This is a genomic window from Nocardia sp. NPDC046473, from assembly GCF_040645995.1.
Lineage (GTDB): Bacteria > Actinomycetota > Actinomycetes > Mycobacteriales > Mycobacteriaceae > Nocardia.
The window spans coordinates 104,583-128,017 of the sequence record NZ_JBEYZJ010000003.1; the positions used below are offsets into that span (position 1 = coordinate 104,583).

At 66.1% G+C, this 23,435-nt stretch carries 24 protein-coding genes; 17 read left to right on the plus strand and 7 right to left on the minus strand.

The window, feature by feature from the left end; translation table 11 throughout:
- Positions 1-173: 173 nt before the first annotated feature.
- The 3 genes from ABZ942_RS10540 (at position 174) to ABZ942_RS10550 (ending at position 2,342) form a co-directional block, all read left to right on the plus strand.
- Entirely contained in the window at positions 174-1,142 is a 969-nt protein-coding gene (locus ABZ942_RS10540; RefSeq protein ID WP_357380496.1) for an SMP-30/gluconolactonase/LRE family protein, read from the plus strand.
- A 64-nt stretch (positions 1,143-1,206) separates the two neighbouring features.
- Positions 1,207-1,719 carry a GNAT family N-acetyltransferase gene (locus tag ABZ942_RS10545; RefSeq protein WP_357380497.1) on the plus strand — a complete coding sequence of 171 codons (513 nt, stop codon included), beginning with the start codon at positions 1,207-1,209 and terminating at the stop codon, positions 1,717-1,719.
- Positions 1,719-2,342: a histidine phosphatase family protein gene (locus tag ABZ942_RS10550; protein ID WP_357380498.1), complete on the plus strand. Its 624-nt coding sequence runs from the start codon at positions 1,719-1,721 to the stop codon at positions 2,340-2,342. Before ABZ942_RS10545 ends, ABZ942_RS10550 begins: the two co-directional genes overlap by 1 nt.
- A 117-nt stretch (positions 2,343-2,459) precedes the next feature.
- Here ABZ942_RS10550 and hisN read toward each other — a convergent pair whose 3' ends face one another.
- Both hisN and ABZ942_RS10560 read right to left on the minus strand, forming a co-directional pair.
- Positions 2,460-3,245, minus strand: coding sequence for a histidinol-phosphatase (gene hisN, locus ABZ942_RS10555; RefSeq protein WP_357380499.1), 786 nt, complete (start codon positions 3,243-3,245; stop codon positions 2,460-2,462).
- A 164-nt stretch (positions 3,246-3,409) separates the two neighbouring features.
- Positions 3,410-4,000, minus strand: coding sequence for an NAD(P)H-dependent oxidoreductase (locus ABZ942_RS10560; RefSeq protein WP_357380500.1), 591 nt, complete (start codon positions 3,998-4,000; stop codon positions 3,410-3,412).
- Positions 4,001-4,141: 141 nt separating this feature from the next.
- Here ABZ942_RS10560 and ABZ942_RS10565 point away from each other — a divergent pair, with 141 nt between their 5' ends.
- The 6 genes from ABZ942_RS10565 to ftsX all read left to right on the plus strand — a co-directional run bounded on the left by ABZ942_RS10565 (position 4,142) and on the right by ftsX (position 9,051).
- Positions 4,142-4,990 (plus strand): helix-turn-helix transcriptional regulator, encoded by an 849-nt coding sequence (locus ABZ942_RS10565; RefSeq protein ID WP_357380501.1) that lies wholly within the window; start codon positions 4,142-4,144, stop codon positions 4,988-4,990.
- An 83-nt stretch (positions 4,991-5,073) separates the two neighbouring features.
- Positions 5,074-6,189 carry a peptide chain release factor 2 gene (gene prfB, locus ABZ942_RS10570; RefSeq protein ID WP_357380502.1) on the plus strand — a complete coding sequence of 372 codons (1,116 nt, stop codon included), beginning with the start codon at positions 5,074-5,076 and terminating at the stop codon, positions 6,187-6,189.
- Between the two features lie 116 nt (positions 6,190-6,305).
- Complete coding sequence (locus ABZ942_RS10575) at positions 6,306-7,151, plus strand: mechanosensitive ion channel family protein (protein ID WP_357380503.1); 846 nt, start codon at positions 6,306-6,308, stop codon at positions 7,149-7,151.
- Positions 7,152-7,164: 13 nt separating this feature from the next.
- Complete coding sequence (locus ABZ942_RS10580; protein WP_357380504.1) at positions 7,165-7,362, plus strand: hypothetical protein; 198 nt, start codon at positions 7,165-7,167, stop codon at positions 7,360-7,362.
- Positions 7,363-7,456: 94 nt separating this feature from the next.
- A complete protein-coding gene (gene ftsE / locus ABZ942_RS10585; RefSeq protein ID WP_150402602.1) occupies positions 7,457-8,146 on the plus strand; it encodes a cell division ATP-binding protein FtsE in 690 nt (229 codons plus the stop codon).
- On the plus strand, positions 8,146-9,051 hold the full coding sequence (gene ftsX / locus ABZ942_RS10590; protein ID WP_357380505.1) for a permease-like cell division protein FtsX: 906 nt from the start codon (positions 8,146-8,148) through the stop codon (positions 9,049-9,051). The genes ftsE and ftsX overlap by 1 nt, the downstream gene beginning before the upstream one ends.
- A 58-nt stretch (positions 9,052-9,109) precedes the next feature.
- Here ftsX and ABZ942_RS10595 read toward each other — a convergent pair whose 3' ends face one another.
- Entirely contained in the window at positions 9,110-9,478 is a 369-nt protein-coding gene (locus ABZ942_RS10595; RefSeq protein WP_357380506.1) for a MerR family transcriptional regulator, read from the minus strand.
- A 59-nt stretch (positions 9,479-9,537) separates the two neighbouring features.
- Here ABZ942_RS10595 and ABZ942_RS10600 point away from each other — a divergent pair, with 59 nt between their 5' ends.
- Complete coding sequence (locus ABZ942_RS10600; protein WP_357380507.1) at positions 9,538-10,299, plus strand: alpha/beta hydrolase; 762 nt, start codon at positions 9,538-9,540, stop codon at positions 10,297-10,299.
- A gap of 67 nt (positions 10,300-10,366) precedes the next feature.
- On the opposite strand, the gene ABZ942_RS10605 is transcribed toward ABZ942_RS10600, so the two are convergent.
- On the minus strand, positions 10,367-11,884 hold the full coding sequence (locus ABZ942_RS10605; RefSeq protein ID WP_357380508.1) for a hypothetical protein: 1,518 nt from the start codon (positions 11,882-11,884) through the stop codon (positions 10,367-10,369).
- A 133-nt stretch (positions 11,885-12,017) separates the two neighbouring features.
- Here ABZ942_RS10605 and ABZ942_RS10610 point away from each other — a divergent pair, with 133 nt between their 5' ends.
- On the plus strand, positions 12,018-13,409 hold the full coding sequence (locus ABZ942_RS10610) for an acyl-CoA dehydrogenase family protein (protein ID WP_357380509.1): 1,392 nt from the start codon (positions 12,018-12,020) through the stop codon (positions 13,407-13,409).
- A gap of 34 nt (positions 13,410-13,443) precedes the next feature.
- On the plus strand, positions 13,444-14,673 hold the full coding sequence (locus ABZ942_RS10615; protein WP_357380510.1) for an acyl-CoA dehydrogenase family protein: 1,230 nt from the start codon (positions 13,444-13,446) through the stop codon (positions 14,671-14,673).
- A 58-nt stretch (positions 14,674-14,731) separates the two neighbouring features.
- Here ABZ942_RS10615 and ABZ942_RS10620 read toward each other — a convergent pair whose 3' ends face one another.
- The 3 genes from ABZ942_RS10620 to ABZ942_RS10630 are packed head-to-tail and all read right to left on the minus strand — an operon-like array spanning position 14,732 to position 16,112.
- Positions 14,732-15,577: a class I SAM-dependent methyltransferase gene (locus tag ABZ942_RS10620; protein ID WP_357380511.1), complete on the minus strand. Its 846-nt coding sequence runs from the start codon at positions 15,575-15,577 to the stop codon at positions 14,732-14,734.
- A 17-nt stretch (positions 15,578-15,594) separates the two neighbouring features.
- Positions 15,595-15,933 carry a VOC family protein gene (locus ABZ942_RS10625; protein WP_357380512.1) on the minus strand — a complete coding sequence of 113 codons (339 nt, stop codon included), beginning with the start codon at positions 15,931-15,933 and terminating at the stop codon, positions 15,595-15,597.
- Positions 15,933-16,112 (minus strand): CopG family transcriptional regulator, encoded by a 180-nt coding sequence (locus ABZ942_RS10630; protein ID WP_357380513.1) that lies wholly within the window; start codon positions 16,110-16,112, stop codon positions 15,933-15,935. Before ABZ942_RS10630 ends, ABZ942_RS10625 begins: the two co-directional genes overlap by 1 nt.
- 1,251 nt (positions 16,113-17,363) lie before the next feature.
- Here ABZ942_RS10630 and ABZ942_RS10635 point away from each other — a divergent pair.
- The 5 genes from ABZ942_RS10635 to ABZ942_RS10655 all read left to right on the plus strand — a co-directional run bounded on the left by ABZ942_RS10635 (position 17,364) and on the right by ABZ942_RS10655 (position 23,158).
- Complete coding sequence (locus ABZ942_RS10635) at positions 17,364-17,996, plus strand: hypothetical protein (RefSeq protein ID WP_357380514.1); 633 nt, start codon at positions 17,364-17,366, stop codon at positions 17,994-17,996.
- 111 nt (positions 17,997-18,107) lie between these two features.
- Positions 18,108-18,611 carry a winged helix-turn-helix domain-containing protein gene (locus ABZ942_RS10640; protein WP_357380515.1) on the plus strand — a complete coding sequence of 168 codons (504 nt, stop codon included), beginning with the start codon at positions 18,108-18,110 and terminating at the stop codon, positions 18,609-18,611.
- Positions 18,612-18,971: 360 nt separating this feature from the next.
- Positions 18,972-20,597, plus strand: a complete 1,626-nt coding sequence (locus tag ABZ942_RS10645; RefSeq protein WP_357380517.1) for an acyl-CoA synthetase — start codon at positions 18,972-18,974, stop codon at positions 20,595-20,597.
- A 170-nt stretch (positions 20,598-20,767) separates the two neighbouring features.
- The gene (locus tag ABZ942_RS10650) at positions 20,768-22,426 is read left to right on the plus strand and encodes an acyl-CoA synthetase (RefSeq protein ID WP_357380519.1); all 1,659 of its coding nucleotides are present in this window, start codon (positions 20,768-20,770) and stop codon (positions 22,424-22,426) included.
- Positions 22,427-22,594: 168 nt separating this feature from the next.
- Positions 22,595-23,158 (plus strand): hypothetical protein, encoded by a 564-nt coding sequence (locus tag ABZ942_RS10655; protein ID WP_357380521.1) that lies wholly within the window; start codon positions 22,595-22,597, stop codon positions 23,156-23,158.
- Positions 23,159-23,435 lie beyond the last annotated feature (277 nt).

The following is a 23,435-nucleotide window of genomic DNA, read 5'->3' on the forward strand; positions in this document are numbered from 1 at the left end:
TCCCAGCTCGGGTCCCGAGTGGTCCACATGTGGATAAAACCAAAACCGGTTGAGCAAGGCCGCGACACTGACCTGCGGCTCCCGTCGATAGGCCGGAATTCAGCGCACTGCTCAGGTCCCGAGCTGCTGTTAGGTTGGCGCACATGGCAATAGGGATGGGGAGTGATCGACCTATGGCGATCAGCACGGGGACTGCTCGAATTCGGTCGGTGCTGCTCACCGCGGCGGTCGCGGCGAGCATCGTCGCTGCGGCGCCGACGGCGACCGCGGACGCCTTGCCGCCGATGTGCGCGGATGGCTGGGAAGCGACGACTCTGGTCGAGGGAGCGGGCAACCTGGAGAACCTCGACGCCGACGGCAACGGCGGGTTCTATGTCACCGGCCTCCTGGACGGATTCCTCGCCCGGGTGGACAGCGCCGGTCGATTCGAGAAGGTGTTGACCGGGCTCGATCATCCGGCGGGTGTGCGGGTGGCCGGCCCGTACGTCTATTTCGTCACCGGGGACGGGCTGACGGAAGCGCCTGGCACATTGCAGCGGTACGAGGTGGCGACCGGTGCGGTGACGGTCCTGCTCACCGGCCTGAACGGTCCGAACGGTCTGCTGCTGCTACCGGACGGCGATCTGCTGTTCACCACCATCGGCGCCTCCGGCCCGCCGACCGGAATCTCCCGCTACCGGCCGTCCACCGGCAAGTACACGCGCACCTGGTCCGACGTGCCGCTGTCCAACGGCATCGCGTTGGCGCCCGACGGAATGTCCATCTACGCAGACAACCTGACCATGCGGATCTTCCGCATCCCGCTGGACGCCCCCGATAAGCAGGTCGTCGTCGCCGGCATCCCGAACCTGATCTCGCTCCCCGACGACATGGAGGCGACCCGCGCGGACACGCTGTACGTCGCCGACCACGCGTTCGGCTCGATCAACAAGGTGAACACCGCGACCGGCGCGTCCTGCGCGATCATCACCGGCCTGATCAAGCCCGGCCCGATGCGCAACCCACCGGACGGAACCACCTCGGTCCGGATCGCCCGCGACGGCGACAGCTGGGCTTTGTACATCACCGGCATGGACGGCACCCTGCGCCGACTACGGCCACCGGCAGGCATCGACCTCACCCCCGTCACACCCACCCGGTAGAAACGAAGGAGCCCGCCCGTATTCCCAACGCGGATCGGGCGGAGTTCGTGGAAAGGAACCAAGCATGCCGGAAGCGGCTCCCATGATCATGGCCACGCCCGACGACGCCGAGGACATCGCCAAGCTGCGCGATCGGCTCGCGCAGTGGATGGTCGACAACGGCATCAACCAGTGGACGCCCGGCGAGTACCCCGCCTCGGTCGTCGCCGAGGAAGTGACGCGCGGCGAATGGTTCGTCTGGCGCGACGAGACCCGCTCGCTGATCGCGGTGGTGCGCGTGGTCTGGCGCGACCCGGAGTTCTGGGGAGCCGACGATGCCGAGGCGGGCTACATCCACGGATTGATGGTCGCCCCGGAATGGCGCGGACACGACCTCGGCGGGCGGATCATCCAGTTCTGCACCGACCACACCCTCGCCAACGGCATCACCCGGCAACGCCTCGATACCGCCGCCAACAACCCGGTGCTCCGGAAGTACTACACCGCACAGGGTTTCACCGAGCTCCGCGAGGCACCGCTACCGCCCCAGTTCCGCGGCACGACCACCGTCGTACTGATGGAGAAGATGCTGGCCTGATGACCGGAACGGCCACCCGGTATCTCTATCTCGCCCGGCATGGCGAGGCGACACCGGACGAGAGCACCCTGAGCGAACGAGGTCGCAGCCAGGCCTGGCTGCTCGGTGAGCGGCTGCGGCACAGCCCACTGACACAGGTCCACCACGGTCCGCTGCCCAGGGTGACCGAGACGGCGCAGCTGATCGTCGACCGCTTGGACGGGGTGCCCCTGCGTGCTGCGGCAGCCGCGGGCGACTACCTGCCCTACTTGCCGAGGAAGGACGAACTACCCGCGGAGTCCGCGGACGCCCTGCTCGGCTTCCTCGCCCAATTCCCCGCCGAGCAGCGCGACCACGGACCGCGGCTGGCACAGCAGGCCGTCGAGCAGTTCACCGGCCCGGTCGAGGGCGACGCACCGCGCCACGAGCTGGTCGTCACGCATGCCTTCCTCATCGGCTGGCTGGTGCGGGCCGCGCTCGACGCGCCGAGGTGGCGCTGGATGGGGTTCAGTCCCGCCAACACCGCACTCACCGTAATCCGTTATGCCCCAGGCAGACCCGACTCCGTGCTGCTCTTCAACGACACCGGCCACCTGCCACCGGACCTGCGCTGGACCGGCTTTCCACCGGAGCTCCACCTCTGAGCGGGCCGTGCCTCGACCACACCGAAGGCGTGACACGACAGACGCAGTCTCGCCGCGCTACGACCCGAGCCGCCGTCGAACCCGGCCGGACAACCTCCGCACCGACGCCCGCGCGACTCAGGGCTGCAACCGACGCAACGTCTCGTCGTGCAACAGACCGTTGGTTGCCACCGCGTCGCCACCATGCGGCCCCGACTGCCCGGCAAGGGAGGTGAACCGCCCACCCGCCTCACGGACCAGAATGTCGAGCGCCGCCAGATCCCACAGTGACACTTCGGGTTCGGTCGCAATATCGAGCGCACCCTCCGCGAGCAGGCAATAGGTGAAGAAGTCGCCGTAACCACGAACCCGCCACACCTCGTCGGTGAGCGCGAGGAAGTTCTCCCGCAATCCGCGCTCCCGCCAGCCGGACAGACTGGCGAAGCCAAGGCTCGCCGAGCTGAGCTCACCAACGGCGGACACCGAAATCGCCTTCGGCGCTTCGCCATCGAAGCTGGCCCAGGCACCCGCCCCGGCCGCCGCCCACCAACGCCGGGACAAGGCGGGCGCACTCACCACGCCCACCACCGGCACACCGTCTTCCAGCAGTGAGATCAACGTCGCCCAGATCGGCACGCCGCGGACGAAGTTCTTCGTGCCGTCGATCGGATCGATCACCCACTGCCGCCCGGTGAACTCGGCGTCCCCGCCGAACTCCTCCCCCAGCACCGAATCGTCCGGTCGCTGCTCGGAAAGCACCTGCCGGATCGCCTTTTCCACCGCGAGATCGGCATCCGACACCGGCGTCAGGTCCGGCTTCGCGTCCACCTTCAAATCGAGCGCCCCGAACCGGGCCCTGGTAATGCCGTCGGCCGCATCGGCCAACCGCAGCGCGAGTTCGAGGTCAGAAGAGTCCACAGCCACGCCCGCACCCTATCCGGTCACCGCACCACCCGATCCGAGCGGCACGACTCCGACCTTCCGCACAGACAGCTGTGAGCAGCCGAGAATCTGAATTGCCGGATCGCGATGCCCCTCGGACCCTGGCGCCGGACTGCGTAGCCGCTGGACCGTCCTTTCAGCGCCCATCACCCCACCGCGACAACCGTGCGCGCCGCCGCCAAAGCATCAGCCCACCACTGCAACTGATCCAGCATCGCCAACGCCGCCGCTGCGGGCTCGTCCGGTTCGCGAAGCCGGCCTGCCTCATCGAAGAGCAGGTAGTAGCGCGGAAACGAAACGTAGTTACGCACAGTATGGGCGTTGAGCTCGTTGAATATCTGCCGCAGATGTTCGATGGCAAGCAACCCACCGCTCGCGCCGCTGTACCCGACGAAACCTATTGCCTTGGCATCCCATTGGGTGAAATGCCAGTCGATCGCAGCCTTCAACGCAGCCGGAATGCTGCGGTTGTAATCGGGCGTGACGATCACGAACGCGTCCGCCGCCGCGAGCCGCTCGGTCAGATCGAGCATGCCGTCCGGTCGCTCGGGATTCGGATCGATCGCCGGTGACACAGCGGGCAACGCCAACGGCAAATGCGCCTCGGCCAGGTCGATCACGTCCACCTCGAACGCGCCGTGCTCTCTGGCATGCTCGGTGAACCATTCGGCCACCACCGGTCCGAAGCGTCCTTCCCGGACGCTGCCGATGATCACCGCGAGTTTCAATGCCGACATCAGACTTCCTCCCACAGATTCGCCGACCGTGCTCGGCCGCAGCTCCCAATCTGCTGGCCATTGCCACACCCAGGAAGACCGCCGTAAGAGTGGTAGTGACAGGGACACCCGCCAACCGCCACCACTTGTTACGTTCGAAGAGTGAGCGACAACGAGCTGGGCCTATTCCTGCGCACCAGGCGCGAGGCGGTCACCCCGGCCCAGGTCGGCCTGGCCACCGGCCCACGCCGCCGCACCCCTGGCCTGCGCCGCTCCGAACTCGCCACCCTTGCCGGGGTAAGCGTCGAATACATCACCCGACTCGAGCAGGGCCGCGATCGCCGCCCCTCACCACAGGTGCTTTCCGCGCTCGCCGACGCGCTGCGCCTCCGCACAAGCGAGCGAGTGCACCTGCACGTCCTCACCAAATCCGCCGACGCGGGCTTCAACTGCCTCGGCGGCGGCCAACCGCCGCGCGAGGTGCGCCCCGCGGTCCGCGCCATCCTCGACCGCCTCGAACCCGCACCCGCAGTGGTCGTGAACAGACTCACCGAGGTCCTTGCCCACACCGACGGCTACCACCGCCTGATGGCTCCGTTCGGCCTGTTCGACACCACACCGGCGAACCTGGCCCGCTTCGTCTTCACCGACTCGCGCGCCCGCACGGCCTACCCGGACTGGCATCACCTCGCAGACCAGATGGTCGCCACCCTCAAACACGGGCCCTTCCGCAAGGATCCACACATCGCCGCGCTCGCCGACGAACTCACCGTCACGGTCGGCCCGGAATTCACCGACCGCGTCGAGACCATCCCCAGCCTCCCGACCGCCACCGGCATCACCCGATTCGACCACCCCGACGCGGGCCGGCTGCGGCTGGCCTACGAGATCCTCGACCTCTCCGCCGACGACGACCAGCACCTGATCGTCCACCTCCCCGCTGACGAATCGACCGCCGCCGCCCTCGACCAGCTCGCGGGCCGCCGTCCGGGCGCACTGCGCGTGGTCTGACTCCGGGTGCGGGTGCCGAACGCAACCCATTCGAAGCGCACTGCTGATTTAGTAGCTGCGCCATACCAGTAGGCTTGACCATCGTGCATCCTGACGTTTCTGCTGATCTCGCCGAACTCGACGCCACGCTCAAGACGGTCGAATCGGTCCTCGACATCGAGGAGCTGCGCCGACGCATCGATGAGCTCGAGCACCAAGCCGCGGATCCCGATCTGTGGAACAACCAGGATCACGCTCAGCAGGTGACCAGCGAGCTCTCGCACGCGCAGGGCGAACTGCGCCGCGTCGAGGAATTGCGCCAGCGTCTCGACGATCTGCCGGTGCTGTACGAACTGGCCGAGGGCGAAGAGGGCGAGTCGCAGGTGAGCGCGCTCGCCGACGCCGACGCCGAACGCGCCGCACTGCACGGTGACGTAGAGGCGCTCGAGGTCCGCACCTTGCTGTCGGGCGAATACGACAAGCGCGACGCGCTGGTCAACATCCGCTCCGGCGCCGGTGGCGTGGACGCCGCCGACTGGGCCGAGATGCTGATGCGCATGTACATCCGCTGGGCCGACCGGCACAAGTACTCCGTCGAGGTCTACGACACCTCCTACGCCGAAGAGGCGGGCATCAAGAGCGCCACCTTCGCGGTGAAGTCGCCCTACGCCTACGGCACGCTGTCGGTCGAGATGGGCACGCACCGGCTGGTGCGGATCAGCCCGTTCGACAACCAGGGCCGCCGCCAGACCTCGTTCGCCGAGGTCGAGGTGCTGCCGGTGGTCGAGACCACCGATCACATCGAGATCCCCGAGGGCGATATCCGCGTCGACGTCTACCGGTCCTCGGGCCCCGGCGGACAGAGCGTCAACACCACCGACTCGGCGGTGCGCCTGACGCACATCCCGACCGGCATCGTGGTGACCTGTCAGAACGAGAAGTCCCAGCTGCAGAACAAGATTTCGGCCATGCGCGTGCTGCAGGCCAAGCTGCTGGAACGCAAGCGGCAGGAAGAACGCGCCGAGATGGACGCGCTCAAGACCAACGAGGGCGCATCGTGGGGCAACCAGATGCGCTCCTACGTGCTGCACCCGTACCAGATGGTCAAGGATCTGCGGACGAACTACGAGGTCAACAACCCGTCGGCGGTGCTCGACGGCGATATCGACGGCTTCATCGAGTCGGGTATCCGCTGGCGCATGCGCGAGCAGCCGAGCTAGTTCGTTGCGGGTAGCGCAATCGCCGCCGGACGCGGCCGCTTGCGCGGAATGGTAGGACGTACGGCGGTAACCTGTCTGGCGTGCGTCCAGTTGGGAGTTCAGTCGAGGTGTTGACCATGTCACTCGCAACGACCTCGGAAACCACGAACTGGCTACGTTCCAACGGGCTCGAGATCGTGCTGTTGATCCTCGGCGCCGTGCTGTTCAGCCGGTTCGCCACCTTCCTCAGGGATCGGATCACCCGCAAGATCGACGCCGAATTCCGCGGCGGCGACGCGCTGGTGCGCACCGAGGCGGCCAAACACCGGCACGCGCTGGCGCAGGTGGTCACCTGGGTGGTGCTGACCATCGCCTACGTGCTGATCGGCGTGGAGGTGCTGCAGCGGCTCGGCTTCGCGGTGACCGGCCTGGTCGCCCCGGCCGCGGTGCTCGGTGCCGCACTCGGTTTCGGCGCGCAGCGCATCGTGCAGGACATCCTGGCCGGGTTCTTCCTGATCACCGAACGGCAATACGGCTTTGGTGACGTAGTTCGCATCGCGGTGACTGGAGCCTCGGAGATGGCAGAGGGTACGGTCGAGGACGTCACGTTGCGGATCACCACACTGCGCAATTCCGACGGTGAAGTGATCACCGTGCCCAACGGCCAGATCGTGAAAGTGACGAATCTGTCGAAGGATTGGGCACGCGCCGCAATCGACGTTCCGGTGTCCGCGAGCGCGGACATCACCAGGGTCAACGAGATCCTGCACGAGGTCGGTACAAAGGCGTACGAAGATCCTCGACTCAAACCACTGCTACTCGACGAGCCCACGGTGATGGGTGTCGAGGACTTGACCGTTGACCAGATGAACATCCGAATGGTTGCCCGCACCTTGCCGGGCAAACAGTTCGAAGTCGGCCGCGAACTGCGGGTGCGAGTAGCCGCGGCGTTGCGCCGGGAGGGAATCAGTGAGACCACGTAGAACCATCTCGCTCTTGAAGGAAGCGGTGCGCCCCACCGCCATGCTGAAGGAATCGAGACCACGTCGCTCCACCGCGATCCTGATGGCTGCTTGGGTCGCCACGTTGGTGCTTTACCTGTTCGTCAAGCCCGATCAACCTTTCGCGCCTGGCTCCGAGCCGACCCTGAACACCGTTCCAGCAGCGGTGAATCCAGCGGTCGCGCCGCGCTGATCCGGACAAACGCCACGCTGAGCTCGGCGGACTCGCCGGGCGTCGGCGATCGGCAACGCGGTAGATACAGCGTTGCTGGTTACACTGGCTCCCCGTGATCACCATGCGGAACGTCACCAAGTCGTACAAGACCTCGACGAGACCCGCGCTGGACAACATCACCGTCGATGTCGACAAGGGCGAGTTCGTCTTCATCATCGGACCGTCCGGCTCGGGCAAGTCCACCTTCATGCGGCTGCTGCTGAAAGAGGAGAGCCCCACCGCGGGGCAGATCCAGGTCGCCGACTTCCGAGTGGACAAGCTGCCCGGCCGCAAGGTACCGAAGCTGCGCCAGCGGATGGGGTGCGTCTTCCAGGATTTCCGGTTGTTGCAGCAGAAGTCGGTGCACGACAACGTCGCGTTCGCGCTGGAGGTGATCGGCAAGCGACGCCAGTTCATCGACCGCACCGTCCCCGAGGTGCTCGACATGGTCGGTCTCGGCGGCAAATCCGATCGACTACCGTCCGAGCTTTCCGGCGGCGAGCAGCAGCGGGTCGCGATCGCCCGCGCCTTCGTGAACCGGCCGCTGGTGCTGCTGGCCGACGAACCGACCGGCAACCTGGATCCGGATACCAGCGGCGACATCATGATGCTGCTGGAGCGGATCAATCGGATCGGCACCACGGTGCTGATGGCCACCCATGACAACCACATCGTCGATGCCATGCGCAGGCGAGTGATCGAACTCGATCGCGGCCGCCTGGTGCGCGACGAGGCGACCGGTGTCTACGGGGTGGATCGCTGATGCGCGCGAGTTTTCTGTTCAGCGAGGTCTTCGCCGGTCTGCGGCGCAATGTCACGATGACCATCGCGATGATCCTGACCGTCGCGGTCTCGCTCACCATGCTCGGCGGCGGTCTGCTCGCGGTACGGATCGCGGACAAGACCGAGCAGTACTTCCTGGATCGGCTGGAGGTGCGGCTGTATCTCACCGAGGACGTCTCCGCCAACGATCCGGACTGCTCCCGCGATCCGTGTAAGGCGCTGATGGCGGATCTGAAGGCGACCAAGGACGTCGAATCGGTCCAGTACCTGAGCCGCGACGACGCCGTTCGCGAGGCCAAGGAGAAAACGTTCAAGGACCAGCCCGAGCTGGCCAAGTACGTCAGCGAGACACCGCTGCCCGCGTCGCTGCGGGTGAAGATGAAGAACGCGGAGCTGTATCCGCAGATCTACGAGAAGTTCTATCAGCGGCCAGGCGTCGGCATGGTGCGCAATGACAAGGATATCGTGGACCGGCTGGTCAGCTTGTTCGACGGGTTGCGTAATGCGGCATTCGGGCTAGCCGTACTGCAAGCGTTGGCCGCGTTGCTGTTGATCGCGAACATGGTGCAGATCGCCGCTTTCACCCGGCGCACCGAGGTCGGCATCATGCGGCTGGTGGGTGCGACGCGTTGGTATACGCAGCTGCCGTTCCTATTGGAGGCAGTGGTCGCCGCGTTGGCCGGTTCGCTCGTCGCGGTGGGCGGGCTGTTGCTCGCGCGGCCGTTGGTGATCGATCGAGCGCTCGGAGATCTGTTCGCCAGCAAGGTTTTTCCGCGGATCACCGGGGACGACATCGCGATGGTCGCGTTGGTGATCGCGCCGGTCGGCATCGTCTTCGCCGCGCTGACCGCGTATGGCACGTTGCGGTACTACGTGCGCGAATAGTGTTGAGCCACTAGCGAGAGCCGGTCCAGAGCCTGGGCCGGCTCTCGTCGGCTATCGGTCAGCTCGCTGGCATTGCCTCCCTGATCGAAGCGCGCTTCACGGCGAGCAGCTCCCGCTGTCGCTCGAGTGCGGCGATCTTGTCGTCCAGGTCGCTGTGGCGGCTCTCGACAACGTCCAGGGACATGTCGCAGGCTTGAATCTCCTTGTTGACGTGGTCGATCGCGCAGGGCATCAGGCTGCGGATGTCTTCGGTCGACAGGCCCGCGGCCAGCATGTCCCTGATGTGGCCCACCTGTTCCGGCGCGTCGGCGGCGTACGAGCGGTAACCGAGCGCGTCACGCTGCGGCTGCAGCAGGCCCTGCTCCTCGTAGTACCTGAGCAGACGGGTACTCACCGAGGTGCGGCGCGCCAGTTCTCCGATCAACATATGACCTGCCTCACTCTCGCCTTGCCTTCACACTCATGTGAATTCCTAACTTGGCTGGCATGACAGCAATTCCCCTGCGGACCACGGTGCACGGCACCGGACCGGGCCTCGTCCTCGCACACGGGGCGAGCGGCACCATCGAGACCAACTTCGGTGTGCTGATCCCCGCGCTCGCCGCGACACATACTGTGGTCGCCTCCGACTATCCGGACAGCGATATCCCGCTCACCCTCGACGGTCTCGCCGACGCGCTCGTCGCTGCCGCGGTCGATGCCGGGGTCGAGACGTTCACCATCGTGGGTTACTCCCTCGGCAGCACGGTTGCCGTGCGCGCCGCGGTGCGCCATCCGGACCGGGTGCGCGGACTGATCCTCGCCGCGGGATTTGCCAAGGCAGACAACCGCGCCCGCCTCGCCGTGCAGATCTGGCAGGACCTGCTCGGCCGCGGTGACACCACCACGTTCGCCCGCTTCGCTCTCGCACACGCGTTCAGCGCCGCATTCTTCAACGGCCTGCCCGCCGACCAGATCGACGAACTCGTGCAAGTCGGCGCGACAACCATCCCCGGCGGCACGCGCCGGCAGGCCCACCTGGTCGAAATCGTCGACACCACTGTCGATTTGGGGCGCGTCACCGTGCCGACGTTGGTCGTCAGTGCCACCGAGGACCTCTTGGTCGATCCGTCGAATTCCCGCTTTCTGGCCGAGACCATCCCCGGCGCGGAATACGCCGAGATCGCGGCAGGGCATGTGCTCATGGCCGAACAGCCCGATCAGTGGCGCAAAACCGTCGAGGACTTCCTCACTCATCACCGCCTGTAGCTCAGTCGCCGAACGGGACATGGCGGCGTCATGTCCCGTTCGACGCTCGATGCAGTCTTGTCCGGCGTCAGCCGAGGTGCTTGGCATGTGGCCATAGCTCGGACCAGGGAGCGCGGAGGTTTCGGCAGATGAACAGGGGTGCGCCCTGTTCGTCGTTGTCGATGTCGCGGGTGTTGTCGATGCGGCCTGCGGGTTCGACGTCGGTAAAGGCGCGTGCCAGCTGGTCTCGATCGATGCCGACTGCGAGCACCTCGGTGGCGGTGTCGCTCGGTGGCCCCCACCACCAGTAGGAGTTGTGGCCGGAGTGGGGTTTCGGCAGGTTGTAGGGCGCACCGAAGCGTTCGATGGCACCGGCCTCGCCGTAGTTGCCGGTGAGGATGGCGACGTCGCTGCCGAGTCGCGCACGCACCTCCCCTACCTGGCGGGTGAACTCGGGCCAGCCGATCGTTTCGCCCGCGTCGTAGTTGATCGCGAGGACCGGCGAGTCCTTCAGCACGGAAATCGGCAGTACCGGCAGGAACAGCACCGCTGACGAAATCACGTTCAGTGCGACCACGAAACTCACTGCCGCCCAACGAATTCTCCGCTGACCCAGCCACGCGGCGAACGGGACCGCGCCGGCCGCGAGCAGGATCGGATACATCCCGCCCAGGTAGTATGCCTTCCCTCCGGTCGCCAAGAACAACACGAAGAGCAGGCCGTAAGCGACGGCGAAGGCACGATATCGAGTGTCGCGAGCCAGCCGCCACAAGCCGAACACCCACAACGGCGCCAACAGTGGTCCGATCAACCCGAACTGCAAGAGCACGAACATGATCGGCGAATCCGACGTCCCCGAGGAACCGCCCGCGATTGCCCGGCTCATCTCCCACTGCGGCCACCCGTTGCGCGCCTGCCACACCAGGTAGGGCAGCCAGAGCAGCACCGCGATAGCGATGGCCATCGGAAAGAACTTGGTGGCGAACAGCTTTCGGGGGCCGAATACCAGCAGCGATACCAGCAACGCGAGCACCGGGAAGATCAGCAGCAGCTTGTTCTGCAACCCGAGACCGACCACCAGGCCGATCAGCAGCCACCACCGTGGACCGCTGAGCCGGAACATATTTCGGCGCGCTCCGGCCGCACGACCTTCAGCCGCAATGTCTTCCGGCCGATCATCCTCGCGGAGTCCACCGATCTCCCGGATCAGTATCAGCACCACCAGCGACACCACCGACCACGCGGCCAGATCGAACACGGCGGTGCTCAACAAGTGCCCGGCCCCCATAACCACCGCCGCACTCGCCACCGTGGCGGCCGCCAGCGCCTGCGCTCCCCGCCCGCCCCCGAACTCCCGCGCCATCAGCCCGGCGCACACCACCACCAGGGTGGCCGCGAGCACTGCGGGCAGCCGCAGCAGCAATAACGAATCGGGATCGATCGCCGCCATCACCTTGGCAATCAGCGGCGTTAGCGGCGGCTGATCCGGGTACCCCCACGAAGGGTGGCGACCAGCCGCCAGAAAGTACAACTCGTCCCGGTGATACCCATAACGTGGGGCACATGCGATCAGGACAACGGCGAACAGCGCCGCGACAATAGGCACCCGGCCAGCCTGGCATAGATATGGGGCGTATGCTGCACCTCGACGCGGTTCTTACTCTGGAGTAAGATAGTCTTACTCAGGAGTAAGATAGCCGGGGCCAAGACCTCACCCCACCCACCCGAGAAAACAGGTGATGATGAGCACTCGAGACAGCGCAACGAAGCGAAGTCCAGACACGTCCGCAGTCGGCCTCAGCCACCCCAAGCGGGACTGGATGGGCGCGGCCATGCGGGTGATGACGACCATTACCGGGTCGGAGCTCGCCGAGAAGTACAACCTGCGCAAGCCGATCGAGCGAGTCACCTACGAAGGCACCAAGACCGGTTTCCGCACGCTCGGCGCCGCCACCCGCGCCTTCGCCAAGGTCACCGGCAACGGTGCGCCGAAGCGGCTCGCGCCCAACGAGGCGAAGACGAAGGACTTCTTCGACCTCACCCCGAGCGACGAGCAGCAGATGATCGTCGAGACGGTGCGGGAATTCTCCGAAGAGATCCTGCGCCCGGCCGCCTACGACGCCGATGCCGCCGCGAAGGCCCCGCGTGACCTGCTCGAGCGCGCCGCCCAGCTCGGCATCACGCTGATCAACGTCCCCGAGGAGCTGGAGGGCGCGGCGTCCGAGCGCGGCGCGGTCACCAATTCCCTTGTGGCCGAGGCGCTTGCGCACGGCGACATGGGCTTGGCGCTGCCGATCCTCGCGCCGAGCGGCGTCGCGGTCGCGCTGTCCCAGTGGGGCACCGACGCGCAGCAGAAGACCTACCTGCCCGCCTTCACCGGCGAGAACGTGCCGCAGGCCTCCGTGGTGATCAGCGAGCCGCGCGCGCTGTTCGACCCGTTCGCCTTGCAGACCAAGGCCGTTCGTTCGCCGAGCGGCTACCGGATCTCCGGCGTGAAGAGCCTGGTGCCCGCCGCCGCGGATGCCGAGCTGTTCCTGATCGCCGCCGAACTCGACGGTCGCCCTTCGCTTTTCATCGTCCCGTCGGACACCCCGGGCCTGGTGGTCGAGGCCGACCCGAGCATGGGTCTGCGTGCCGCCGGTCTCGGTCGCCTGCTGCTCGACAATGTCGCGGTCGGCGCCGAAGCCATCCTCGGCGACGGTGACGCCAAGCAGCGCGCCGAGGACTACGCCGACGCCGTTCGGCTGGCCCGCCTCGGTTGGGCCTCGCTCGCGGTCGGCACCGGTCAGGCCGTGCTGGACTACGTGATCCCCTACGTGAACGAGCGCGAAGCGTTCGGCGAGCCGATTTCGCACCGGCAGGCGGTCGCCTTCATGGTCGCCAACATCGCGATCGAGCTCGACGGCCTGCGGCTGGTCACCCTGCGCGGCGCCTCGCGCGCGGAGCAGGGTCTATCCTTCGCCCGTGAGGCCTCGCTGGCCCGAAAGCTGGCCACGGACAAGGGAATGCAGATCGGCCTGGACGGCGTGCAGCTGCTCGGCGGCCACGGCTTCACCAAGGAACACCCGGTCGAGCGCTGGTACCGCGATCTGCGGGGCATCGGCGTCGCCGAAGGTGTCGTGCTCATCTAACCGGCCCGTTCCTTACCTTCCAGGAGACCTCCCCATGATCAACCTCGAACTCCCCAAGAAGCTGCGGGCCAGCGCCAACCAGGCCCACCAGGTCGCGACCGAGATCTTCCGGCCGATCTCGCGCAAGTACGACCTCGCCGAGCACGAGTACCCGGTCGAGCTGGACACCATGGCCGCCATGGTGGAAGGCCTCGCCGACTCCGGCACCCAGAAGATCGGCGGCGCTGCGGGCGGCCGCGAGGACGACAGCGAGTCGGACGCGCACGCCACCGAGCTGCTCGGAAACAGCAACGGCGGCAACATGTCCGCGCTGCTGAACGCCCTGGAGACCTCCTGGGGCGACGTCGGCCTGATGCTCTCGATCCCCTACCAGGGTCTTGGCAACGCGGCCATCGCGGCCGTCGCCACCGACGAGCAGCTCAAGCGCTTCGGCAAGGTGTGGGCCTCGATGGCCATCACCGAGCCGTCGTTCGGTTCCGACTCTGCCGCCGTCACCACCACCGCCGTGCTCGACGGCGACGAGTGGGTACTCAACGGCGAGAAGATCTTCGTGACCGCAGGCCAGCGGTCCACCCATATCGTGGTGTGGGCGTCGGTCGACAGGAGCCTCGGCCGCGCGGCGATCAAGTCGTTCGTCGTGCCGCGCGACGCTCCCGGTCTCTCGGTGGCCCGGCTCGAGCACAAGCTCGGCATCAAGGCCTCCGACACCGCCGTGCTGCTGCTGCAGGACTGCCGGATTCCGAAGGACAACATCCTCGGTAGCCCGGAAGTCAACGTGGAGAAGGGTTTTGCCGGGGTCATGCAGACCTTCGACAACACCCGTCCGCTGGTGGCCGCGATGGCGGTCGGCGTGGCCCGCGCCGCCCTCGAGGAGCTGCGTGCCATCCTGACCGACGCTGGTGTCGAGATCTCCTACGACACCCCACCGAACAACCAGCACGCCGCGGCCGCCGAATTCCTGCGCATGGAAGCCGATTACGAGTCCGCCTACCTGCTGTCGCTGCGCGCCGCGTGGATGGCCGACAACAAGAAGCCGAACTCGCTCGAGGCCTCCATGTCCAAGGCCAAGGCCGGCCGCACCGGCACCGACGTCTCGCTCAAGGCCGTCGAGCTGGCCGGCGCCATCGGCTACTCCCAGCGCACCCTGCTGGAGAAGTGGGGCCGCGACTCCAAGATCCTCGACATCTTCGAAGGCACCCAGCAGATCCAGCAGCTCATCGTGGCTCGCCGGGTGCTCGGCAAGACCAGTGCTGAGCTGAAGTAGTAAGTCGCACAACGGAAACCGGCGTCGGTCCACTGTGGACCGGCGCCGGTTTTTTGTGTTAAGTGGTGGCGATCAGGAAGTCTTCTCCGGTCGAGGGGCGGAGGCCGTCGGTGCGGTCCGCGAAGTAGCGGTCGGCCAGAGCGGTGCCCGAAACATGTTGGGTGGCTTTGAAACCAGCTTGCTCCGCTAGTTCCTGTATTTCCGGTGGGGTGTAGAAGCTGATGAACGGGGTTCCGGCGGCGCGGGCCCCCTTTTCGGAGGCTTGGAGTCCGGAGCGGTCGGGGGCGGCGAGTAGGTCGGTTGGCAGGAGGAAGGTCATTGCGAGCGTCGAGCCGGGGGCCAGCGCGGATAGCTGTCGCAAGGTGGCTGCGGTGGTTTCCTTGGTGAGGTACATGCTTACGCCGGTGGAGGTGACGACTGCGGGGCGGGCCGGATCGAAACCGGCGGCAAGCAGTTGGTCCCACCAGGATTCGGTTGTCTCGAAATCGACCGGGACCAGCCGCAGCCAGGTGGGGATGGCGAGGTCGAGATCGGTCAGGCGCTGCCGTTTCCAGGCTTGGGTGGCTGGTTGGTCGATCTCGAAAACGGTTAAACGAGAGGCTATCTCGGGTCTGCGCTGAGCGAAGGTATCCAAACCCGCGCCCAGCAAGACGTACTGGTCGACACCTCGGTCGGCCTGTTCGGCTACCAGGTCTTCGATGAATCGCGCGCGGGCCACCATCGATGCCCGGAATCCGCTGGTACCAACAGGATCCATATCCGGACGGCTGCGCCAGTCCGCGTCGGGTGCGACGAGTCGCAGGCCGAGCTCGTCCTCTAGTACATGTGGCGGCGGGTCGACCTGGACGTGCATCGCCCGCCACAGGGCGGTTCGTACGGCCGTGTTGTCCGGCACCTCTGCCATGCGGGTTCTCCTTACGGCTACTTCTCGGCCTGCAGGGTCCAGAGACGTCCGTCCGGGTCGCGGACGGTCATTTCCCTTGTCCCGTAGTGGGTTTCCTCGAGCGGCGTGACGACCTCGACGGCCGAATCGGTCGCGATCGCCTCCGTATCGGTCGCTTTCAGCACGAGTTGCATCCCGGGCGTCTTGTTCTTGGGCACCTCGGCGATGAATACGTAAGGGCCGTCACCGTTTCGGAGCTGACCGGAGTCGTGGTCGGTCTCGAACTCCAATTCATAGCCCAGCGCCTGGAAGAACTTCGCCGCCTTGCCCCAGTTGTGCGTCTCCAGGAAAACAGCCTCAATGCCATTGGTAGTCATCAGGATTCCTTTTCGATCGAGTTGCGTCGTTGCCCGTCGGCGTCATCGAGGTAGGCGCGCAGCGCCGCGGCAACCAACGCCGACAGTGAGAGCCCCGACTCGATGGAGTGGTGTTTGACCTGCTTGATCAGCCCGACCGGCAGGTACACGTTGAACTGCTTAATCTCCTCATCGCCCACGCTAGGATGCTAGCATCCTAGAAAGCTAAGCGCTACGGCCCGCTTTCGCCGAGAACGACACCGCAGCAGGACGCCTCGAACTACCTGCACACATGCGGGAGGACTTGGTAAGATCGGGTCATCACGAGAGTGATGCCGAGCGGTGGGACCGCCGCTGCGAACGACGGCCCCACCTGATGGGCTGGGTTACCTAGCCTGCCAAACTCGGCGGACCAGGATGAGCGCCCCGGCGATTACGACAGCAGATGCAAACGTGATGCCGTAATCGACCGGGGCCTTGCTCTTTACCCGGCGATGTTTCGCCATTCCCCACCACCTCCTCCCTGGGCGCGATGTTTGGACCGTGTCCATCGCCCCTCGGAAGGAAGTGGCACCACAATACCTGGGCCTACCAACAACTTTCGGCCCGATTCGCAAATCAGTGCGAACACATCCGTTTCACAATTCGCGCTCGACGGCGCACCACCCTGTACGCAAACCTTTTGGCGGCGAACGAATTACAGCATTTTAGCCAGATAGGAACGTTCCCGACGGGGACATCCTCCACCGACAGGCCGGATCTCGCAGTCGTCTGGCAGGCAAGCGCCCGCTCGAGGTAAAGTCGATGTGTCACCTGTGGGTGACGCCGAGCGGTGAGACCGCTGCTCCAACAGCGGCCTCACATGTGGGTATTTACCTATGCGCCCGCACTCGGCGGACCACAACGAGCGCCCCGGCGATCACGGCAGCAACTGTGAGGATGATGCCGTAATCGACCGGGGCCTTGCTCTTTTTCCGGCGATGTTTCGCCATACCCACCACCTCCTCCCTGGGCGCGATGTTTGGACCGTGTCCATCGCCCCTCGGAAGGAAGTGGCACCACAATACCTGTGCCCACCAACAACTTTCGGCCCGATTCGCAAATCAGTGCGAACACATCCGTTTCACAATTCGCGCTCGACGGCGCACCACCCTGTACGCAAACCTTCTGGCGGCGAACGAATTACAGCATTATGGCCAGATAGGAACGTTCCCGACGGGATATCCTCCACCGACAGGCCGGATCTAGCACGGTCAGTCGTTGCAGCACAGCCGCCGTCCGGGACACGCGCTCCCCCAACGTGTCCCTAGCGCAAAAGCGACACGTGCGGGCGGATAGTGGACCCGGGTAGGGAATCGCTGGCAACGTAACGGCCCGCGTTTCTTGATCGACAAATTCAGCGGACGAATTTTCTTTCGAGCTGTACCAGAGACCTCGAGGAGCAACTGGATATGGAACGACTGAGCGTGACGCGTCGACTCGCCAGCGTCTTGGCCGCCACGGCGGTGGTAGCGAGTGTTTTTGCGGGGAATGCCGGTGCCGAACCGGCGAGCGTTGACTGGGCCGGTGCGGTGCAGCAGTTGCGGGCCGCGGCCGCGGGGAATCCGGCGGCCGAGCAGGCGGTGGATCGGCTGGTGGCTTCCGGGCAGGTGCGTAAGGCGGGGCAGGTGGCGTTGCCCGCGCAGCCGTTCCAGATTCCGGCGCAGTCGGATATCGGGCGTGGTGACGGGCCGGGTGTGTACGGGTCGGGCATCGCGCTCGGGCTCGACGGGTTCCGGTTCGGATTCTTCGGCGGGCCCGGCACGATCGCGCCGAATCAGGGTGGCGCCAAACTGGAAGTGCTGTGGATCAACGTGTCCACCGGGCAGAGCGGGACCGAGGTGCTCTACGAACACCAGGACGTTCCCGTGGACACCACGATCCGGACGCGACCGCTCAATCCCGGCGGCGGCATGATCGTGGCCGCGGTGTACGGCAGCCTGTGGCACCGCTGGTCGGTTCCGGTGAGCGATGCGAATCCGGACGGATACCAGTACCAGCTGGGCACGATCTCGGTTCCGTCGTTCGGCGCCGTCTACAACTGATCGATTCGACGCTTCGGGTCCCGCGACGTGCGTCGTGGGGCCCGAACTGTCACCGGAGGACCCGCGATCGACCTCTTGTCTGGAATTACGTAATTCCGTAGCTTCGGTGGCGTGAGTCTGGAAGAGCGGGTTGCGGAACTCGAACGGCGGCTCGACGAATTGGCCGAGGTGCACGCAAACGGTCACGTGGCGGCGAACAGCGATGACCGCTGGGCGGCGGTCCGCCTGCACGAGGAGTTCGTCGCGGACGACGAGCCGAACGGCGGCGTCCTCTTCGCCGGTTCGGTCCGGCTACCGACCGACGAGCACTACGGGTGGCAGGCGACGTTCACCACCGGCGACCTTATCGAGGACGACTGGGCCGAGACTGCGGAATGCCTTGCCGCGCTTGGCAATCCGGTACGGCTACGACTCCTGCGGGAAATCATGGGTGGCCGGCGGACCGCGGCGGAACTCGTCGGACTGGAGGGTGTCGGCACGTCCGGGCAGGTCTATCACCATCTGCGACAGCTGGCGGCGGTCGGCTGGCTGCACACCGCGGGCCGCGGGCGTTTCGAGGTGCCCGCGGCCCGGTTGGTGCCACTGCTCATCGCATTGGCCAGCGCACGGCGCTGACCGCGGGCTCAGCAGTTATCGCTACCGCAACTGCACGAGCCGCCAGACTGGCACCCGCACTGGCAGGACGGACCGCACGAGCAGTCCGCCGGTACCGCAGTCGATCGAACAAGCTTGATGATCATCGTTGACTCAGCTCCATTCTCTCTCTTCGACTACCCCCTACCGGTATCGAACGCGCTCCGCGCGGCGCTGTCAAATAGCCGTCGGCGCGGTCGGCGCGAAACACCGATGCCCGATAACTCGACACGTAGCTGTGTGACACCCGACACGCCGCTGCTACGGTTATGACCTCAGTTACGCCGTTCGTATATCGCTAGGTCGAGTACCGACGCGAGTTTGCTGGTGGAGGTGTTCGACATGAAGGTGGCGCACGCGCTTGAGAACCTCAAGGCGCTCGGGGTGCTCCGGTCCCGCGGTGTTTCCGATCCGCGCAAGCCGCTGGAAACCCTTCGGACACTGAGGGAATCGCAGATCTTCGGCCCGCAGGCCACCTTGATCCGGCACAACGCGCGCATCGCCCCGGACTCCCCCGGCTTGGCCGACGAGCGCGGCGAACTGACCTACGGCCAGATCGACAAGCAGTCGACCGCGATCGCGCGGGGTTTGCAGGCGGCCGGGATCACCGAGGGCACCGTCGTCGGCGTGCTGGCCCGCGATCACCGCGGCCTCATCCTGGCGATGGTCGCCGCGAGCAAGCTCGGCGTGCGGATCGCGCTGATGAACACCGGGTTCGCCAAGCCGCAGTTCGCCGAGGTGTGCCAGCGCGAGAAGGTCAAGGCGATGCTGCACGACAGCGAGTTCCTCGGCCTGCTCGACGCACTGCCGGCCGACCTGCCGCGCTTCCTCACCTGGGTGGACGAAGGCACCGAATTGCCCGAGGGCGCACAGACTCTCGACGATCTGATCACCGGCAACTCCAGCGCCGAGCTGCCCAACCCGAGCAAGCCGGGCGGCTTCATCATCCTCACCAGCGGCACCACCGGCCTGCCGAAGGGCGCGACGCGTGCCAAGGTGTCGCCGCTGGCTACCGCGCAGTTCTTGGACCGGGTCCCGTTCCCGTTCCGGGGCGCCCAGGTGATCGTGTCGCCGATCTTCCACAGCACCGGTTTCGGCAGCTGGCTCGTCGGCATGGCCATGAGCAACAAGGTGGTGATGCGCAGGCGCTTCGACGCCGAGGCCACGTTGAAGCTGATCGCCGATCACAAGGCGGAACTGCTGGTCGCGGTGCCGACCATGCTGCATCGGATGACCGAACTGGACCCGGCGATCCGCGCCAAGTACGACATCTCCTCGCTGAAGGTCATCCTGCTCGCGGGCTCGGCGCTGTCGCCGGAGCTCACCGTCAAGGCCACCCAGGTGTTCGGGCCCGTCCTGTACAACCTGTACGGCTCCACCGAATGCTCGGTCGCCAGCATCGCCAATCCGGAGGAGCTCGCGCTGGCCCCCGGCACCGTCGGGCGCGCGCCGATCACCTGCGAGGTGCGGCTCTACGACGACAACGACAAGCAGGTCAGCGCAATCAACACCACCGCGCGCATCTTCATCCGCAGCGGCACACCGTTCGAGGGCTACACCGACGGCCGCCACAAGCAGATCATCGACGGCTACATGTCCAGCGGTGATGTCGGTCACTTCGACGAGCACGGCCTCTTGATGGTCGACGGCCGCGACGACGACATGATCGTCTCCGGCGGCGAGAACGTCTTCCCGCAGGAGGTGGAGAACCTGCTGCTGGAGCGCACGGACATCTACGACGCGGCGGTCGTCGGCGTGGACGACGCCGAATTCGGAAAGCGGTTGCGCGCCTTCGTCGTTCCCGAGCCGGGCTACACACCCGACGGCGAGGAGATCAAGGCCTACGTCAAGAACAACCTGGCCCGCTACAAGGTGCCGCGCGAGGTGATCTTCCTCGACGACCTGCCGCGCAACCCGACCGGCAAGCTGCTGCGCCGGGTGCTGGTGGAGCACGAGGTCACCCCCTGATCTCGGCGCGGCGACCCCAACTGGTTACCCATCGGTAGCCGCTGTTGAGATACGTGACACATCGGGTTACAGATGCTTGCTACTGTTAGCGATAGCACTGGATCCCGAAGCTGCGGTCCGCACCACCCATCGGCTCACACCGGGTGGGGCCGCCGGAAGGTTGTTGTCGAATGGTTGTCTCCTTCCCCGCGTTGAGTGGCACTGCCCGCAAGGCGGGCGATCTCGCCCTCGGCGTGAACGTCATGGTCAAGCGGCGGCTGTTCAATCCGCTCCGGCTCGATCACGCCCTGCGGTCCGCGTTCAACGTGGTCAAGTTCGGCCCGTTCGCCGGCGTCGCCATGCATGCCGCGCAGACCAGGCCGGACGCGGGCGCCATCGTCGACGAGCGCGGTGAGCTGACCTTCGGCCAGCTGAACGAGCAGTCGAACGCGTTTGCCCGCGGCCTCGCGGCGCACGGCATCCAGCCGGGTGACGTGGTGGCGGTGCTGGCCCGCGATCACCGCGGCATGGTGCTGAGCCTGCTCGCGGCGGGCAAGCTCGGCGTGCGCGCGGTGCTGATGAACACCGGGTTCGCCAAGCCGCAGTTCGCCGATGTCGCCGCGCGCGAAAAGGTGAAGGCGGTGCTGCACGACAGCGAGTTCGTCGACCTGATGAGCGCCATCCCCGCCGAGATTCCCCGGGTGCTCACCTGGGTCGACGCGAAGGACAACGTCGATCCGTCGATCGCGACCATCGAGTCGCTGTCCGCGGGACAGTCCACCGCCGCGCTGCCCGCCCCCGCGAAGGCCGGCGGCATGATCATCCTGACCAGCGGCACCACCGGAACGCCCAAGGGCGCGCCGCGCGACAAGGTGAGCCCGTTCGCCTCGGCCCAGTTCGTCGACCGAGTGCCGCTGCCGCACAACGGCACCATGGTGATGGCGGCGCCGATCTTCCACGGCACCGGCCTTTCCCAGTTCACCATCGGCGTCGCCCTCGGCAACCGGGTCATCTTCCAGCAGCGCCGCTTCGACCCGGAGCAGACGCTGGCCAACATCGTGAAGTACCGGGCCGATTCGCTGGTGGTGGTGCCGACCATGCTGCAGCGCATCCTCGACCTGGACGACGAGGTGCTGGCCAAGTACGACCCGAGCACCATCAAGGTGATCTTCGCGGCGGGCTCGGCCATCGCCCCCGACGTGGTCACCCGCACCCTGGACTACTTCGGCGACACCCTCTACAACCTGTACGGCTCCACCGAATGCGCGGTCATGACGGTCGCCACCCCCGAGGACCTGCGCAAGGCGCCGACCACCGCGGGCAAGGCCCCGGTCGGGATCCGGATCGTGTTGCTGGACGAGAACCGCAAGCCGATCACCCGGCCCGATGTCACCGGAACGATCTTCGTCGACAACGGTTTCGCGTTCAGCGGCTACACCGACGGCCGCACCAAGGAAATGGTGGACGGCATGATGAACAGCGGCGACGTCGGGCATTTCGATGCCGAGGGCCTGCTGTACATCGACGGCCGCGACGACGACATGATCGTCTCCGGCGGCGAGAATGTCTTCCCGCTCGAGGTGGAGAACCTGATCGCCGGGCGCGAGGACATCTTCGAGGCCGCCGTGGTCGGCGTCGACGATCGCGAATTCGGCAAGCGGTTGCGCGCGTTCGTGGTTCCCGGGCCGGACTCCACGCGCGACCCGCAGGAGATCAAGGACTTCGTCAAGGCGAACCTGGCCCGCTACAAGGTGCCGCGCGAGGTGATCTTCCTCGATGAGCTCCCCCGCAACGCCACCGGCAAGCTGCTGCGCAAGCCGCTGATCGAGATGGAGATCGAAGCGAGCTGACCGCACACCTGCGTCTCCTGATTTGCCGCATGCGATTCCGAGCGCGGCAAATCAGGGGACGTGCGGCTGTGATGTGCGCGTGATCGGCGTGCGAGTTCGATCTTCTGTTGTTCGTCCGGCGTTTGTCACTGGGGAATTTGCGCGCAATTCGTCGGCTACTATCAGCGCGTGAGTATCGAGTTCGGCCGGTCTGCCGCGGGGTATCGCGGTGCCATCGCGCGGGTGCGCGGTGGTTCGGCCGGGGCGATCTCGGGAACCATTTCCGTTGCGGCACACGGCTGGGCGTCCGGCGGGATGGTGCCGGACGGTACGACGCTTGCCTTGCTGGTTGCCGCCGCCGCGATTATCGGCGCGCTGGTGGCCGGGCTCGCGCCGCTGCGGGACACCTCGGTCGGGCTGGTCACGGCGCTCGTCGCCGGGCAGCTGCTCGGCCACTTGACCATGGGATTCAGCTCCGGGCACATGCATCACGGCGATGCCCAGCTGACGCCGGCGATGCTCAGCGCACACCTGATCGCGGCCGTTGCCGCCGCCATTGTCATCCGCGGTGCGGAAGCCGCCTATCGAGCCGGAACCGCGGTGCTCTTCCGGGTACTGCGGCCGCGCCGGTCAGCACCAGTTCTCGCCGACCCGGCACCGCTGCGCACCAGCCACCGGGATCGCGTCATCCTGCGCCTGTTCGCCGCCGAATCGCGGCGAACCCGCGGCCCACCGCTCGCCGTCGCCAGCTGACTTCGCCTTAGCGCTGCACCCACGAAGCGCGTGTTCCCATGAGCGCCTTGATCGTTCCAGCGAACATTTGGCTAGTCTTCGCATGCGAGTCGACTTATCGGCGAATGGCGAACCGAGATTCCCACCGCCGTTGTCCCTCGCCGTCTCGTCGACATGACCATTCCGTCGAACTCGTTGCCACCGTGGCGTTGCGGCACCGACGTCCGCGCAAACCCTGCTGATCAGTGGGCGTCATCACCGCACTCGCGGGTCCGGGGCGTCGAACCATGTCGATCCG

Bases quoted from the DNA above. Each gene is read 5' to 3' on its own strand.
- ABZ942_RS10600 (WP_357380507.1), top strand. From the start codon at position 9,538: ATGACAGCAATTCCCCTGCGGACCACGGTGCACGGCACCGGACCGGGC.
- ABZ942_RS10550 (WP_357380498.1), top strand. From the start codon at position 1,719: ATGACCGGAACGGCCACCCGGTATCTCTATCTCGCCCGGCATGGCGAG.
- ABZ942_RS10650 (WP_357380519.1), top strand. From the start codon at position 20,768: ATGGTTGTCTCCTTCCCCGCGTTGAGTGGCACTGCCCGCAAGGCGGGC.
- ABZ942_RS10610 (WP_357380509.1), top strand. From the start codon at position 12,018: ATGATGAGCACTCGAGACAGCGCAACGAAGCGAAGTCCAGACACGTCC.
- ABZ942_RS10575 (WP_357380503.1), top strand. From the start codon at position 6,306: ATGTCACTCGCAACGACCTCGGAAACCACGAACTGGCTACGTTCCAAC.
- ABZ942_RS10645 (WP_357380517.1), top strand. From the start codon at position 18,972: ATGAAGGTGGCGCACGCGCTTGAGAACCTCAAGGCGCTCGGGGTGCTC.
- ABZ942_RS10615 (WP_357380510.1), top strand. From the start codon at position 13,444: ATGATCAACCTCGAACTCCCCAAGAAGCTGCGGGCCAGCGCCAACCAG.
- ftsX (WP_357380505.1), top strand. From the start codon at position 8,146: ATGCGCGCGAGTTTTCTGTTCAGCGAGGTCTTCGCCGGTCTGCGGCGC.
- ABZ942_RS10625 (WP_357380512.1), bottom strand. From the start codon at position 15,933: ATGACTACCAATGGCATTGAGGCTGTTTTCCTGGAGACGCACAACTGG.
- ABZ942_RS10635 (WP_357380514.1), top strand. From the start codon at position 17,364: ATGGAACGACTGAGCGTGACGCGTCGACTCGCCAGCGTCTTGGCCGCC.
- ABZ942_RS10545 (WP_357380497.1), top strand. From the start codon at position 1,207: ATGCCGGAAGCGGCTCCCATGATCATGGCCACGCCCGACGACGCCGAG.
- ABZ942_RS10540 (WP_357380496.1), top strand. From the start codon at position 174: ATGGCGATCAGCACGGGGACTGCTCGAATTCGGTCGGTGCTGCTCACC.
- ABZ942_RS10595 (WP_357380506.1), bottom strand. From the start codon at position 9,478: ATGTTGATCGGAGAACTGGCGCGCCGCACCTCGGTGAGTACCCGTCTG.
- ABZ942_RS10620 (WP_357380511.1), bottom strand. From the start codon at position 15,577: ATGGCAGAGGTGCCGGACAACACGGCCGTACGAACCGCCCTGTGGCGG.
- ABZ942_RS10560 (WP_357380500.1), bottom strand. From the start codon at position 4,000: ATGTCGGCATTGAAACTCGCGGTGATCATCGGCAGCGTCCGGGAAGGA.